At 60.1% G+C, this 13934-nt stretch carries 10 protein-coding genes, 4 pseudogenes and 1 other annotated feature; of the genes and pseudogenes, 4 read left to right on the top strand and 10 right to left on the bottom strand.

The genetic code is table 11. The features are described from left to right. Positions 1–20 precede the first annotated feature (20 nt). From J5I97_RS20520 to J5I97_RS07160, 4 genes and pseudogenes are all read right to left on the bottom strand, one after another. Positions 21–577: pseudogene (locus tag J5I97_RS20520) on the bottom strand (transposase). 332 nt (positions 578–909) lie between these two features. Next, a complete protein-coding gene (locus tag J5I97_RS07170) occupies positions 910–1329 on the bottom strand; it encodes a type II toxin-antitoxin system VapC family toxin (RefSeq protein WP_208590583.1) in 420 nt (139 codons plus the stop codon). After that, entirely contained in the window at positions 1326–1580 is a 255-nt protein-coding gene (locus tag J5I97_RS07165) for a FitA-like ribbon-helix-helix domain-containing protein (RefSeq protein ID WP_208590581.1), read from the bottom strand. The genes J5I97_RS07170 and J5I97_RS07165 overlap by 4 nt, the downstream gene beginning before the upstream one ends. 411 nt (positions 1581–1991) lie before the next feature. Continuing rightward, complete coding sequence (locus tag J5I97_RS07160; RefSeq protein ID WP_002805735.1) at positions 1992–2273, bottom strand: TraK family protein; 282 nt, start codon at positions 2271–2273, stop codon at positions 1992–1994. 569 nt (positions 2274–2842) lie between these two features. Between J5I97_RS07160 and J5I97_RS07155 the strand changes: the two genes are divergently transcribed. After that, positions 2843–3337: a hypothetical protein gene (locus J5I97_RS07155; protein WP_208590579.1), complete on the top strand. Its 495-nt coding sequence runs from the start codon at positions 2843–2845 to the stop codon at positions 3335–3337. An 83-nt stretch (positions 3338–3420) separates the two neighbouring features. Here the strand turns inward: J5I97_RS07155 and J5I97_RS07150 are convergent. After that, positions 3421–3963 (bottom strand): annotated as a pseudogene (locus J5I97_RS07150) (transposase); the annotation flags it as partial. A gap of 51 nt (positions 3964–4014) precedes the next feature. Between J5I97_RS07150 and J5I97_RS07145 the strand changes: the two are divergent. Together J5I97_RS07145 and J5I97_RS07140 are read left to right on the top strand one after the other, a co-directional pair. Continuing rightward, a protein-coding gene (locus tag J5I97_RS07145) for an IS3 family transposase (protein ID WP_430541824.1) occupies positions 4015–5162 on the top strand; the annotation gives its coding sequence in 2 pieces (ribosomal slippage) (positions 4015–4261 and positions 4261–5162; 1149 coding nt in all). Between the two features lie 45 nt (positions 5163–5207). Beyond that, positions 5208–6319: pseudogene (locus tag J5I97_RS07140) on the top strand (IS3 family transposase). Positions 6320–6377: 58 nt separating this feature from the next. Here J5I97_RS07140 and J5I97_RS07135 read toward each other — a convergent pair. The 5 genes and pseudogenes from J5I97_RS07135 to folD form a co-directional block, all read right to left on the bottom strand. After that, a protein-coding gene (locus J5I97_RS07135) for an IS3 family transposase (protein ID WP_208590567.1) occupies positions 6378–7591 on the bottom strand; the annotation gives its coding sequence in 2 pieces (ribosomal slippage) (positions 6378–7306 and positions 7306–7591; 1215 coding nt in all). Continuing rightward, positions 7200–7316 (bottom strand) — a sequence feature (AL1L pseudoknot). It overlaps the preceding gene by 117 nt. A 268-nt stretch (positions 7592–7859) precedes the next feature. Further along, positions 7860–9061 (bottom strand): annotated as a pseudogene (locus tag J5I97_RS07130) (tyrosine-type recombinase/integrase). Between the two features lie 306 nt (positions 9062–9367). Then, positions 9368–10933 (bottom strand): glutamine-hydrolyzing GMP synthase, encoded by a 1566-nt coding sequence (gene guaA / locus J5I97_RS07125; protein WP_208590565.1) that lies wholly within the window; start codon positions 10931–10933, stop codon positions 9368–9370. Between the two features lie 125 nt (positions 10934–11058). After that, positions 11059–12516: an IMP dehydrogenase gene (gene guaB / locus J5I97_RS07120; RefSeq protein ID WP_208591598.1), complete on the bottom strand. Its 1458-nt coding sequence runs from the start codon at positions 12514–12516 to the stop codon at positions 11059–11061. A gap of 104 nt (positions 12517–12620) precedes the next feature. Further along, positions 12621–13505, bottom strand: a complete 885-nt coding sequence (gene folD / locus J5I97_RS07115; RefSeq protein ID WP_208590561.1) for a bifunctional methylenetetrahydrofolate dehydrogenase/methenyltetrahydrofolate cyclohydrolase FolD — start codon at positions 13503–13505, stop codon at positions 12621–12623. Between the two features lie 49 nt (positions 13506–13554). Between folD and J5I97_RS07110 the strand changes: the two genes are divergently transcribed. After that, positions 13555–13875: a DUF1244 domain-containing protein gene (locus tag J5I97_RS07110; RefSeq protein ID WP_208590559.1), complete on the top strand. Its 321-nt coding sequence runs from the start codon at positions 13555–13557 to the stop codon at positions 13873–13875. Positions 13876–13934: the final 59 nt, after the last annotated feature.

Here is a 13934-nt window from a genome sequence, read left to right as displayed (position 1 = left end):
CCGGAAAATGTATGGCGGATTCAATTCCAATTCGCAACGCTGTTGAGGATCTCCTCGGAGAAAACGTCGAGGAGCGTTTTGAATCCGAGTATAGAGTCGCTGTTCGATCCATCGCAGGTGCGCGTGGGTGATGGTGCTGAAATCGGTCTGTCGTGGCAAGTACTGGCGGGTCAATCCTGGGGCATTTTCGTTGCTGCCACGCTGCCATGCGCAGAACGGATCTGCAAAATAGAAATCGCTCTGCAAGCAAGCAGCAATGAGCCGATGATCGGCGAACTGCTTAACGTTGTCGGCATCAATGTGCCGATAGATTCATTCGTGACTGGCCGATCCGGTGCGACCGGAAATTCTGTTACGGACTGAAGTCCTTACCAAGCAAGACCTCGATCCGGGCGATGCGCTCAGTGTCGATGCGTGGACGCTGGCTGGCCTGGGTGCGCCGTCGCTCACTAGATGCGCTACAGATGCGCTACGGGTGATCTGGCCGAGACTGCCGAGCGTGCTGGTTGCGGCGCAGTTCGCGGCTGATCGTGCTGGGCGCGCGCTCCAATGCACTGGCGATGGCACGCATCGACATGCCGGTTTTATACAACGCATGCAGACGGTATCGTCCTGACAGGTCCAGACGGCTGATGACCTGAGCGACTCCACTTGGCGGTGAAGTCGCTCAGGCCAGGTCGCCTGGACCACTTCACAACCGTTGATGGTGCGATACGAAGTTGAAGCTGCCGCCGCTAAAACGTGCTGCTTCATGGTCATTACCTCGCGATGAATGGCTGCATCCTTGAACAAGCGCGCTTGTTCAAGGGGTCATCGCACAGCTGCGCCACGGAGCTACCGGTAATTGACCTGGGCGACACCGAAGCCCGGCCTTTTTGATCAGATCACGGTGTCAAGTAGTGAGTTAATTTACTGATTATTCCAAGGATTGATAACAGTAAGCCCGGCCGCTTCGAAAGGGCTGGTGTCGCGTGTTGCTACGATAAATCCCTTGGAGGCCGCAATAGCCCCAATATATCCGTCAGGTGTTGGAAAACCCTTCCCGGCTGTGCGGGCCTTCACCGCCAGCTCGGCATAATTGCGAGCTGCTTCGGTGTCGAACATCAGCACCCGCTCGCTGAACAGTTCGAGCAATCCGTCCAGGGCTTCGCCCAGGCCTTTTTTACGTTTCCCGTTCGGCAGCGCGCCGATGCCGAACAGCAGTTCGGCAAGCGTCACGCTGGACAGGTAGAGGGTTTCCGCTACCTGCTCATTCAACCAAGCTCGCACGGCCGGGTTGGGTTCGGGTTTCATCGCCTCGGAGACGACATTCGTATCCAAGACAATCATTCAAACCTCATCGGTTCTGCCGGCACCTTGTCGCGCACCTGGTCCAACACTGCGAAATCATCGTTTGTCAGCCCTACTTGGCGGCCAAGCTCCGCCAACGCGTCGCCCATGCGGACGCGCTTTTCTGACTTAACTGCACTCTCCAGAATCTCGCGGACCTCCGCCTCTGTACTGCGGCCATGCTCGGCGGCCCGTAAGCGCAGAGCGCGATGCACCTCGTCGGGCACATTCCGCACTGTCAAGATTGCCATAGTCAGAACCTCATATGTGACTTCATTGACTTCAATATTGCACAAATGCCATCATCAAGGCAAGGGCGGCTGCGGCCTTTCTCTCTTGCGTTCCAAGTCTTCGGCGGTAGCCGGCCCGGCCTCGCAGAACAGGATTTCCGTTGAGCACAGCAGGTGCGAATAAGGGACAGTAAAGTAGGAACACCCGCGTGCCGGTGGGCCTACTTCACCTATCCTGCCCGACTTACGGAGTTGTTTTTGCCTCGTATGACTCATCGAATTTCGCGCTGTAAGCGCACCGTTGTTTCGCAACAGCGCACCAGCAGCGCGAGGATCGACAAAAACGCCCCATTTCCGCCCGTTTGCAGCGATCCAACAACCGATAGCAGTGTTTCAGCCACGCACTTGCAGCGATTGAACACGGGGCTTTCCTTACTTCGCGCTGCCGTGACTCATGGACCCAGGCGGCGCATTGGTGATGTGCTGGCGAACGTATTTCAGGAACGTCTCATATCGAAAAGGGATGCGCCCGATATCGCGCATGTGCTCCCAGATGATCTTGAGCGTGTAGCCGGCCTCCATCGCTTTCTTAACGTCTGAGCGCGCCGCCATGAAAGCGGCCAGGTAGTCCCGGCGCTTGATCTGCGAGGTCTGCTGCTCAAGAGCGAGCCGTGCGGCCAACTCGGCAGGGTAGCTGCTGTCTGTCGTCGCCATGTCCGTAAACCTCCGTTATCAACTGAACTACTGCGAAGCTTACGAAGTGCCGGCCTGCGCAACATTCCAATAATTGGCCGAAATGGTTGACATGAAGCTGGTGCCACTAGCGTGCCCCAAGACAGCGACGGCAGCCATTCAGCATCACCGACAAGTTGAACGCCAAGAAGGGAGTTGGTCCATAGATAATCGGCGGCGAGGTAGCCCCTAAAGTGTCAATGAACCGTTCGGCTGCCATCGTCGAAAGCGGCGTTAGACGCAAGCCTTGCCTGGGATGACTATCCTGAAGCACCGCCAAAGACGGGTCCAACGTTCGCGACCAGGCCGCGAATGGCGCTTGTTGTATGTTTTAGCGCGCTACAACATAAAACACTGATCCATTGACACTTGGGGGGCGCTTCGTTTTTAAGGCATGGTTGGCTGCCACTCATGTAGGGAGAAGTGTGGAATTGCATAAGCGGCATGCGCTTCCACGCGCGTGCGTACGCCGCAGACGCCACTTGCCGCGGGCCTTCGACTACGATACAACACAATACAAGTAGACGCTCAACTAACGACAAGGATGCAGTATGGAAGTCAATCCACCGTGGACATGTGACCAGTGCGGCAAGCCGATTCTCAGCGTTGATGACGGCTGGGTAGAGTGGCTAAATGGACGAAACGGACCCGATAACATTCAGCGGAGTGCGCACCATCTTCGCCTTGTTCATCATCGGCACGCATCCCCAAACGCAGACAGGAAGAACGCGTGCTATCACGATGAGGACCAGTGGTTTGCCGCCAAGCGATATACCGTTGCCGACCTTCCGCTGTCCAGTTTTGTAGGTTCCAATGGCCTGATTACGTTTCTGTCGTTTCTAGATGATAAGCGCTTCTCAGAAGAGAGCGAGGTTCTGGAGCTAATCAAACGTTTGCATGTGCCGAACTACGAAGCCGCCCGCCATCACTTTGAGGCCGCGATTGCTAACGGGGTATTTGAGCCGCGCTCCGCGCCGTCCTATTACGATCAAGAAGAAATGCATGCGGTCCTAAACTGGGTGCAGGAGCAACAAGAACAAGCCTAGTCCTCTGACGCGTCAGACATTATATGTGGTTAACGCCCCTAATCCTACTGTGTCATTAAATCTGCAGATGCGGAGGCATCCCGTCAAATAGTGCCGCTGCGATGTCCATGGCGATTGTCCAGCGCAGCGTCGCGATCGAGTCGCTCGCGTGGCGCTGGGCGCGCGATTGCCTTGCCGCGCGGTCGGTAATTCTCGGGTAAGGGAGATTCCGCGCATTCCGAGGGTTTTTTTTGATGCGCCCCGCGCAAGCGTTCAGCAACCAGGTACCCATAGGCAGCGATGCATAACCTCGCGTGATGATGGAAGCCCCGCCAGCCACGGCCTTGGTAGTGATCCAGGCCAAATTCCTGTTTCAGATCCTGATAATCGCGTTCAATCCGCCAGCGCGCCTTGACCGTCCTTACCAGATCCTTGCGCGGCGTGTTTGCCGGCAGGTTGGACAGAAAGTATCGGGTCGGCCTGTCTTGGCCTTTGGGCCATTCGATCAACAGCCATTCCTCCTGACGCAAGCGATCACCTTGTGCTGCACGTACGCGTACGGCGGCGAAACGTCCCGACAACGGTGCGTTGCTGCCTTCCCGCCACGCGACTGTCCTGAAGGCGCGGGAGGGTAATGATACGCCCAGGGTTCCGTAGACATCTCAAGGCCATGGAAAATGGCAGATTCGGAGGTGTCCATGAGCAGCAAGCGGTATACGGATGAGTTCAAGATCGAAGCGGTCCGACAAGTGACCGATCGTGGGTTCAAGGTGGCAGAAGTCGCAGAGCGGCTGGGTGTCACCACACATAGCCTGTACGCCTGGCTGCGTGCGTTCGGCAAGCCTGGCGTGATGCAGCGCGCCGAGGTGGACCAGAGCGCCGAGGTTCGGCGTCTGAAGGCAGAGTTGCGTCGAGTGACCGAGGAGCGCGACATCCTAAAAAAGGCCGCCGCGTACTTTGCCAAGGGGTGAAGGCAAAGTACGCGTTCATGCAGGCCCATCGCAGCGAATTCAGGCTGTGCGCGATGTGTCGGGTGTTGCGCGTCAACCGGGCGGGTTATGACGCCTGGTTACGCTCGCCCGACAGTGAGCGCGCCAAGGAAGATGAGCGCTTGCTGGGACTGATCAAGCACCACTGGCTGGCCAGCGGCAGCGTCTATGGGCATCGCAAGATCGCCCAGGATCTGCGCGATCTGGGGGAACGTTGCAGTCGCCATCGGGTGTATCGGCTGATGCGCACCGAGGGACTGCGTGCCCAGGTGGGCTATGGTCGCAAACCGCGCTTCCATGGAGGAATGCAGTGCAAGGCAGCGGCCAACCTGCTGGACCGACAGTTCGACGTGACGAAGCCGGACACGGCCTGGGCGAGCGATTTCACCTTCATCCGCACGCAGGAAGGCTGGATGTATCTGGCTGTTGTGATCGATCTGTTTTCCAGGCAGGTCGTCGGCTGGGCAATGCGCGATCGGGCCGATACCGAGTTGGTCGTGCAGGCCTTGTTGTCTGCGGTCTGGCGGCGCAAACCCAACGCTGGTTGCCTGGTTCATTCGGACCAAGGGTCGGTCTACACCAGCGATGACTGGCAGAGTTTCCTGGCGTCCCATGGCTTGGTGTGCAGCATGAGTCGGCGTGGCAACTGCCACGACAATGCACCCGTGGAGAGCTTCTTCGGCCTGCTCAAACGCGAGCGGATCAGGCGGCGGATCTATTCCACCAAAGAGGCCGCACGCACCGAGGTGTTCGACTACATCGAAATGTTCTACAACCCAAAACGCCGTCATGGTTCAACTGGCGACCTGTCGCCTGTAGAGTTCGAGCGGCGCCGACGTCCCCCCGATTTTGAGTAGCCCCCCAGTTTGGAGTCCAATTCCCTACCCCCAAGGAGATTGGACGTGAAGAAGCGTTTTACCGACGAGCAGGTCATCGGCTTTCTGCGCGAAGCCGAAGCGGGCGTGGCGATCAAGGACCTGTGCCGGCGCCATGGCTTCAGCGAGGCCTCCTACTACCTGTGGCGCAGCAAGTTCGGCGGGATGAGCGTGCCCGATGCCAAACGGCTCAAGGATCTGGAAGCCGAGAACAGCCGGCTGAAGAAGTTGCTGGCCGAGCAGCTATTCGAGAACGACCTGATCAAGGATGCGCTGCGAAAAAGTGGTGAGCGCACCGGCGCGTCGTGCGCTGGTGCGCTGCGCGAGTGGATTGGGTGTGGCGCCAGCGAGCGCCGCGCCTTGGCGGCGATCGGCATGAGCGCCAGTGCGCTGCGCTATTGCCCGCGCGAAGACCGCAATGTCGAATTACGCGAGCGCATCCTGGCGTTGGCGCATCGCCATCGCCGTTATGGCGTGGGCATGATCTATCTCAAACTGCGACAGGAAGGGCGCATCGTGAACTACAAGCGGGTGGAGCGGTTGTACCGCGAGCAGCAGCTGCAGGTCCGGCGCCGCAAGCGCAAAAAAGTAGCGGTGGGCGAGCGTCAACCGCTGCTGCGGCCAGCGCAGGCCAGGCCAACCAGGTGTGGTCGATGGACTTCGTGTTCGACCGCACCGCCGAAGGCCGGGTGATCAAGTGTCTGGTGATCGTGGACGACGCCACGCACGAAGCGGTCGCCATCGAGGTGGAGCGCGCAATCTCGGGCCATGGCGCGACGCGCGTGCTGGATCGGCTCGCGCACAGTCGCGGTTTGCCGCAGGTGATCCGCACCGATAACGGCAAGGAGTTTTGCGGCAAGGCAATGGTCGCCTGGGCACATGCCCGTGGTGTGCAACTACGGCTAATCCAACCCGGCAAGCCAAATCAAAACGCCTATGTCGAATCGTTCAACGGCCGACTACGCGACGAATGCCTCAACGAGCACTGGTTCCCAACACTGCTGCACGCGCGCACCGAGATCGAATGCTGGCGACGCGAATACAACGAGGACCGACCCAAGAAGGCGATCGGCGGCATGACACCAGCTGCTTATGCCCAACATCTGGCCAACACCGATATCATCAACCCCGGACTCTAAACCCGACCGCTACTCAGGGTGAACCGCCCCGGGAAGTTGAGAGGCCGTTTGGTTTGAGTCACGCCGCTTTGACGTAACCGGCCTGTTGTCGATAGTCAGCCTCTTCGGCTTCTGCTGGCGGAATGTTCCCGATCGACCCCAGCAATCGCTTGTGGTTGTACCAGTCCACCCAATCCAGGGTGGCCAGTTCGACGTCCTGGCGATTGCGCCATGAGCGCCGGTGGATCACCTCAGCCTTGTACAACCCGTTGATCGTCTCGGCCAGCGCGTTGTCGTAGCTATCGCCCACGCTGCCCACCGACGGCTCGATCCCGGCGTCGGCCAGCCGCTCGGTGTAGCGGATCGACACATACTGCACGCCGCGGTCGCAGTGGTGGATCAGGCCGCCTTCGGTGGGCCGCCGCGCATGCAACGCTTGCTCCAGTGCGTCCAGCACGAAGTCCGTGTGCGCCGTCTGCGACACCTTCCAGCCCACGATCCGCCGTGCGTACACGTCGATCACGAAAGCCACGTACACGAACCCGGCCCAGGTCGAGACGTAGGTGAAGTCGCTGACCCACAGTCGGTTTGGCGACGGCGCATGGAACTGCCGGTTCACCTTGTCCAGCGGGCACGGCCGCTTGTCGCTGATCGTGGTCTTGACCACCTTTCCGCGCACCACCCCGTGCAGGCCCAGCTCGCCCATCAGCCGCTCCACCGTGCAGCGGGCCACTTGATAGCCCTCGCGCTTGAGCTGCCGCCAGACCTTGCGCACGCCGTACACCTGTCGGTTCTGCTCCCATACCCGCCGGATCTGCGGGCGCAGCGCCTGGTCCTTCCACCAGCGGTTCGGGCGCAAGTTCGCGTCCGCTTCCCGCCCCGCGTGGCGGTAATACCTCGACGGGGCAACCTGCAGCACCTGGCAGATCGGCTCGACCCCGTGGACATCGCGATGTTCGGTCACGAACGTGGTCAGGGCTTGAAGCGGCGGTCGAGCTCCGCCTGGGCGAAATATGCGCTGGCCTTGCGCAGGATCTCGTTGGCCTGCCGCAGCTCGCGGTTCTCCCGCAGCAGTGTCTTCAACTGCGCACGCTCGTCCGTGCTCAAACCCGAACGCTCGCCAGCATCACGTTCGGCCTGCCGCACCCAATTGCACAGCGTCTGCGCCGAACAGCCGATCTTCCCGGCAATCGACTCGATCGCCGCCCACTGCGAGCCGTACTCCCCTTGGTGCTCCCGCACCAGCCGAACCGCACGCTCTCGTACTTCTGGTGAATACTTCGTCTTGCTCATCGCCCCATCTTCTCAAGAGTTGGAGCCTCCCAACTTCCCGGGGCGGTTCACCCTCGGCCTGGCCAGGGCCTTGTCGTCGCCACGCTTGCCATATCACTCCCTGCTGACCTGATTTTGGGGGTGAGGGAGACGCCGGCACTGCGCCTGGGGCCTTGATCAGGCCGCGCCATGGTTGGCGCAGTGCCGGTGGGAGAGGGGCGCTTGCGTCCTTCTCCAGGGGGGCGAAGCCTCGACGTTCGGGCAGGTGAGCGAACTCTCATCCTCTGGCTTACGCCTTCGACCGCTTCAGTGTCCATTCGTCAATCATGTCCGCCCAGTCCTGCAACATCGCCGTCCGCTGCTCGCGGTACTCGGCCTTGTTGTAGACGGCCCTGACGCCTCGCTGTTCGTGCGCCAGGCATTTCTCAATCCAGTCCGTGTTTAGCCGGCCTCATGTAGCAGCGTGCTTGCAGTGCGCCGCAAGTCATGTGGCCCGAACTTGGCGAGTAACTTCTCTTCCTTCTGCGCCAGCCGATACGTCAGCGTCAGCACTTGGTTAAGCGTGGCACTGCTCATGGGCAAGTCGGAGTCGTATCGCGACGGCAACACGTAGTCCGATCAGCCGGCAAAAGTCTTGAGGGCAATGAAGATGTCCAGCGCCTGCCGTGACAGGAAAACAAGGTGCGGATTGCGTCGCTTCATGCGCTCCTTCGGGATGGTCCAAAACGCCTCACTGAAGCTGATCTCGCTCCATGTCGCGTTGGTCAGCTCGCTCTTGCGCACTATCGTCAGCAGCAGCAATTTGGCGGCTGCTCGGATGGATGGCGTTGTGCCGATGCGCTCCATGTACTGGTACATCAGTCCGATCTCGTCGGGCGTCAGCGCACGGTCGCGCGGCTCGAACTTGGCGATAGTGGTCGGCCGCACCAGTTCTGCCGGATTCTCCACCTTCTGGCCGCACTCAATGGCCCAGCGAAAGACCTGCAACACCACCTCGCGAGCATGCGCAGCGGTCGCCGGTGCTCCGCGCTCCACGATGGCATCGGTCAGTGCGCGCAAGTCTTCGTGGGTGATCTCCACAAGTTTCTGATTGCTGAATTTCGGCTTTAGCTCGCGTTCGTAGACTGAGCGGCGCATGTCGCGGGTGGAATCGGCCATCTGGTAGCCACGTAGCTACTTTTCCGCCCAGGCCCCGAACGTCTCCGCGTCCTTGACGCGGACCTTGTCCCGCGCCTTTTCCTTGGCCGGTGACTTCCCGGACGCGATCATCTTTTTTGCCTCGCACAACCAGTCGCGGGCTTCCGCCAGGGTGATGCCGCCGACACCGTAGCGACCGAAGGTGATGGTCTCCTGCCTACCGTGGATCGAGTAGTTGTAGCGGAACGAAATCGCTCCGGCGGCCGTGACGGCTACATAGAGGCCGTCGCGATCATTCGCCTTGTAGAGCTTGTCCTTCGGCTTGAGGTTGCGCAGCTTGGTATCGGTCAACATGGTTCTCGCCCTGATTCAACTCAATACCATGATCCAGAAACCGGCCAATCCTTGCATAAAAAACAACTAAATCATCATGTTACGCAATTTCGATACCATGAAAATCCGCAAGGTGGTTACATGGTATCGGTGACTTCTCATCGCATATGAAGTACTCAATACCATCCATCATGCCATGAAAAAACGGTGCTTGGCGATGCCAAAAATTGCCAGCCGGTACCGGACAAAATCATAAAAAAGCTCGCATTGACAAGGGCTTAGCTGTGATCTAGTGCTACTCAATACCAGCCGGTGCCAGACGCCGGATCATTCCCACTCAATCGTCGCAGGCGGCTTGCCGGAGATGTCGTAGACCACGCGCGAGACGCCGCGCAATTCGTTGATGATGCGATTGGAGACGGTACCGAGGAAGTCGTACGGCAAATGCGCCCAGTGCGCGGTCATGAAGTCGATGGTTTCCACCGCACGCAGCGCAATCACCCATTCGTAGGCGCGTGCATCGCCGACCACGCCCACCGACTTGACCGGCAGGAAGACCGCAAACGCCTGGCTGGTCTTGTCGTACAGATCGGCCTTGCGCAGTTCGTCGATGAAGATCGCATCGGCCTTGGCTAGCAGTTCGGCGTATTCGCGCTTCACTTCGCCCAGGATGCGCACGCCCAGGCCGGGGCCCGGGAACGGATGGCGATACACCATTGTGCGTGGCAGGCCGAGTTCGACGCCGAGGCGACGCACTTCGTCCTTGAACAATTCGCGCAACGGCTCGACCAGCCCCAGCTTCATGTGCTCGGGCAGGCCGCCGACATTGTGGTGACTCTTGATCACGTGCGCCTTGCCGGTCTTACTGCCGGCCGACTCGATCACGTCCGGGTAGATCGTGCCCTGCGCCAACCATTTGGCATTGGCCAATTTGTTGGATTCTTCGTCGAAGATATCCACGAACAAATTGCCGATGATCTTGCGTTTGGCTTCCGGGTCGCTGACGCCTTCGAGCTTGACGAAATAGCGGTCGGCCGCATTGACGCGGATCACCTTGACGCCCATGTGCTCGGCAAACATCGCCATCACCTGATCGCCTTCCTGCCAGCGCAGCAGGCCGGTATCGACGAACACGCAGGTCAGCTTGTCGCCGATCGCCTTGTGCAGCAGTGCGGCGACCACCGACGAATCGACGCCACCGGACAGGCCCAGAATCAGTTCGTCATCGCCCACCTGCGCGCGTACGCGCGCGATCTGGTCGTCGATGATGTTGGCCGCGGTCCACAGCGTCTGGCAGCCGCAGACATCGACCACGAAGCGACGCAACAAGGTCTGGCCCTGCAGCGTGTGCGTCACTTCCGGGTGGAACTGCACGCCGTACCAGCGCTTGTCCTCGTTGGACATCGCCGCCACCGGAATCCGGTCGGTCACCGCAGTGACGGTGAAGCCAGGTGGCACCTGCGAGACGTGGTCGCCGTGGCTCATCCACACGTTCAAACGCGACGATCCAGCGTGATCGGTCAGCCCGGAAAACAAGGCGTCAGCGGCAACCACATCGACTTCGGCATGACCGAATTCGCGCTGATTCGCCGCCTCGGTTGCACCACCCAACTGCGCGGCAAGCGTCTGCATGCCGTAGCAGATGCCGAACACCGGCAAGCCACTGTCGAAGATTTCCTGCGGCGCGAACGGCGCACCCGGCAACGTGGTCGACTCAGGACCACCAGACAGGATGATGCCCTTGGCACCGAAGCCGAAGATCTCCGACGGTTCATGATCCCACGCCCAGATCTCGCAATAGACCCCGATCTCACGGATACGCCGCGCAATCAGCTGGGTGTACTGGGCGCCGAAATCGAGGATAAGGATCTTGTCGTTATGGATATTGGTCATTGGGCCGGGAATCGTGAGTTGGGATTGGGGATTCGCAAAAGCGGAGGCGGCGACCGCTGCCGGATGAGGAAGCGGTAGGCTCTTACGAAGCCCGAATGCCATATCCCCCGATCCCGCTCGCTGTTTCACCCAGCGCGGTAGTTCGGCGGTTCCTTGGTGATCTGCACGTCGTGGACGTGGCTCTCCCGCTGGCCGGCGCCGGTGATCTTGACGAGCTTCGGCTTGGTGCGCATGTCTTCGATGGTGGCGCAGCCCACATAACCCATGGTCGCGCGCAGACCACCGATCAGCTGATGGACGATGCCGCCGACCGGGCCGCGATACGGCACGCGCCCTTCAATGCCTTCCGGCACCAGTTTGTCGGCGTCGCTGGCGTCCTGAAAATAGCGATCCTTGGACCCCTTTTCCATCGCACCCAGGCTGCCCATGCCGCGGTAGCTCTTGTAGCTGCGACCTTGGAACAGTTCGACCTCGCCCGGCGCTTCTTCGGTACCAGCCAACAGGCCGCCGACCATCACTGTGGACGCACCGGCAACAAGCGCCTTGCCGATATCGCCGGAATAGCGGATGCCACCATCGGCAATCAGTGGAATGCGGTCCTGCAGGGCTTCGGCCACCATATCGACCGCAGTGATCTGCGGCACGCCGACACCGGCAACGATACGCGTGGTACAGATCGAGCCCGGACCGACGCCGACCTTGACCGCATCGGCGCCGGCATCCATCAAGGCCAGCGCAGCATCGCCGGTGACGATGTTGCCGCCGATCACCTGCAGCTGTGCATAGGCCTTCTTGACCCAGGCCACGCGGTCGATCACACCTTGCGAATGGCCATGCGCGGTATCTACGATCACTACGTCAACGCCAGCTGCGGCGAGCAGCTCAATGCGCTGCTCGGTATCGCCGCCCACTCCCACCGCCGCACCTACCAGCAATCGCTTGGCGTTGTCTTTGGCCGCGTTCGGGTTGTCGGTCTTTTTCTGGATGTCCTTGACCGTGATCAGGCCGCGCAGCTCGAAGCTGTCGTTGACCACCAGGATCTTTTCGATGCGGTTGCGATGCAGCAGCTCAAGCACTTCCTCATCGCTAGCACCTTCGTGCACTGTGATCAGGCGATCCTTCTTGGTCATGATGTGCCGGACAGGATCGTCGAGCTTCTTTTCGAAGCGCATGTCGCGGCTGGTGACGATGCCGACCAGTTCGGTACCATCCACCACCGGCACACCGGAGATATTGCGCGCCCGGGTCAGCGCAAGCACCTCGCCAATCGTCGTGTCCGGCCTGACGGTAAACGGCTCAGTGATCACGCCTGACTCGAACTTCTTGACCTTGGCCACTTCGGCAGCCTGCTGGGCCGGCGTGAGGTTCTTGTGGATGATGCCAATTCCGCCCAGCTGGGCCATGGCCACCGCCAGACGGTGCTCTGTCACTGTGTCCATGGCAGCCGAGAGAATTGGCAGTTTCAGGCGCAGATCGCGCGTCAGCCGAGTTTCCAGACTGACGTCCTTGGGCAGGACGAGCGAATGAGCAGGGACGAGCGAAACGTCGTCGTAGGTAAGAGCTTCAGCCTGGATGCGCAGCATCGGCGGACCAGAGTTTGGGGAAGCGCGATATTTTACCCTGAAAGACGTCACGAAGACACTGCGGTGCGTGGCTACCGCCGCAATGCTTGCGTTACGACTGCGCCTCAATCAGACGCATCGGCGGCTTCAAACGTGTTCTGCATCAGCGTAGCCACCGTCATCGGCCCTACCCCACCCGGCACCGGCGTGATCCAGGACGCGCGCTGCGCTGCGGCGTCGAAACCGACATCGCCCACCAAACGCCCGTCTTCCAACCGATTGATGCCTACATCGATCACCACTGCGCCCGGCTTGACCCATTCGCCAGGAATCAGGCCAGGACGGCCCACCGCCACCACTAAAATATCGGCATTGCGCACGCTAGCTTCCAGCACCTCGGGCGGGGTGAATTTGTGGCAGCTGGTGACCGTGCAACCGGCGATCAGCAACTCTAGACCCATCGGCCTACCGACGTGGTTGCTCACGCCAACAATGGTCGCGTTGCGGCCACGCACCGGCTGATCGGTGTGACCGAGCAAAGTCACGATGCCGCGCGGCGTGCATGGACGCAGGCCGAATTCGCGCAACGCAAGATGCCCGACATTCTGCGGATGGAAACCATCCACGTCCTTGCGCGGGTCGATGCACTGGATCAAACGATTGGCATCGCATATCCCCGGCAACGGCAGTTGAATCAGGATGCCGTGGATCTTGGTGTCTGCATTGAGTTGGTCGACTAGCTTCGCCAATTCGATTTCGCTGGTGCCTTGCGGCAAGTCGTAATCGAAGGCTTCGATGCCGACTTTTTCGGCCGCACGCCGCTTGTTGCGCACATACACCGACGAGGCTGGATCACCGCCGACCAGCACCACCGCCAATCCGGGGCGTACCCTGCCGGCCGCCAGACGCGCGTCCACCCGCAGCTTCAATCCGTCGAGCAGGTCCTCGGCAATGCGGCGACCATCGAGAAGGCGGGCCGGAGCAGATGCAGCTGGCGCGGAAGCGGTCATTTGGCGTCAGGTGTAGAGTCGGAAGCCTTCCATTGTCCCCGATTCTGTCATGACCGACACCACCTCAACGCCCAATTCAATCACGACATCCATCGAAGCGGCCGCATTTCGCCGTCTGTTGCAGCATCTAAACCAGGATCGCACCGATGTGCAGAACATAGATCTGATGATCCTCGCTGGCTTCTGCCGCAATTGCCTGGGCGACTGGTACCGCGAAGCGGCAGAAGCGCAAGGTCAAACGATGAGCAAGGACCAGGCACGCGAAGCGGTCTATGGCATGCCGTTCGCCGACTGGAAGCAGCAACATCAGAAAGACGCCACGCCCGAGCAGCTGGAAGCCTTTGCCGCGGCTCAACGCAAACACGGCTGACTGGATAGGCGCCAGCGCGCTTATCGGCGCCGGCTTTTTTATTATTCGTTACATCGTTG

The sequence above is a fragment of the Xanthomonas fragariae genome, from assembly GCF_017603965.1.
Classification (GTDB): Bacteria; Pseudomonadota; Gammaproteobacteria; order Xanthomonadales; family Xanthomonadaceae; genus Xanthomonas; species Xanthomonas fragariae_A.
This window is presented reverse-complemented; position numbering and strand designations above follow the sequence as displayed.

What these genes read in the sequence shown, in the direction of transcription:
- J5I97_RS07170 (WP_208590583.1), bottom strand. Translation starts at nt 1,329, where the DNA reads ATGATTGTCTTGGATACGAATGTCGTCTCCGAGGCGATGAAACCCGAA.
- J5I97_RS07165 (WP_208590581.1), bottom strand. Translation starts at nt 1,580, where the DNA reads ATGGCAATCTTGACAGTGCGGAATGTGCCCGACGAGGTGCATCGCGCT.
- J5I97_RS07160 (WP_002805735.1), bottom strand. Translation starts at nt 2,273, where the DNA reads ATGGCGACGACAGACAGCAGCTACCCTGCCGAGTTGGCCGCACGGCTC.
- J5I97_RS07155 (WP_208590579.1), top strand. Translation starts at nt 2,843, where the DNA reads ATGGAAGTCAATCCACCGTGGACATGTGACCAGTGCGGCAAGCCGATT.
- guaA (WP_208590565.1), bottom strand. Translation starts at nt 10,933, where the DNA reads ATGACCAATATCCATAACGACAAGATCCTTATCCTCGATTTCGGCGCC.
- guaB (WP_208591598.1), bottom strand. Translation starts at nt 12,516, where the DNA reads ATGCTGCGCATCCAGGCTGAAGCTCTTACCTACGACGACGTTTCGCTC.
- folD (WP_208590561.1), bottom strand. Translation starts at nt 13,505, where the DNA reads ATGACCGCTTCCGCGCCAGCTGCATCTGCTCCGGCCCGCCTTCTCGAT.
- J5I97_RS07110 (WP_208590559.1), top strand. Translation starts at nt 13,555, where the DNA reads ATGACCGACACCACCTCAACGCCCAATTCAATCACGACATCCATCGAA.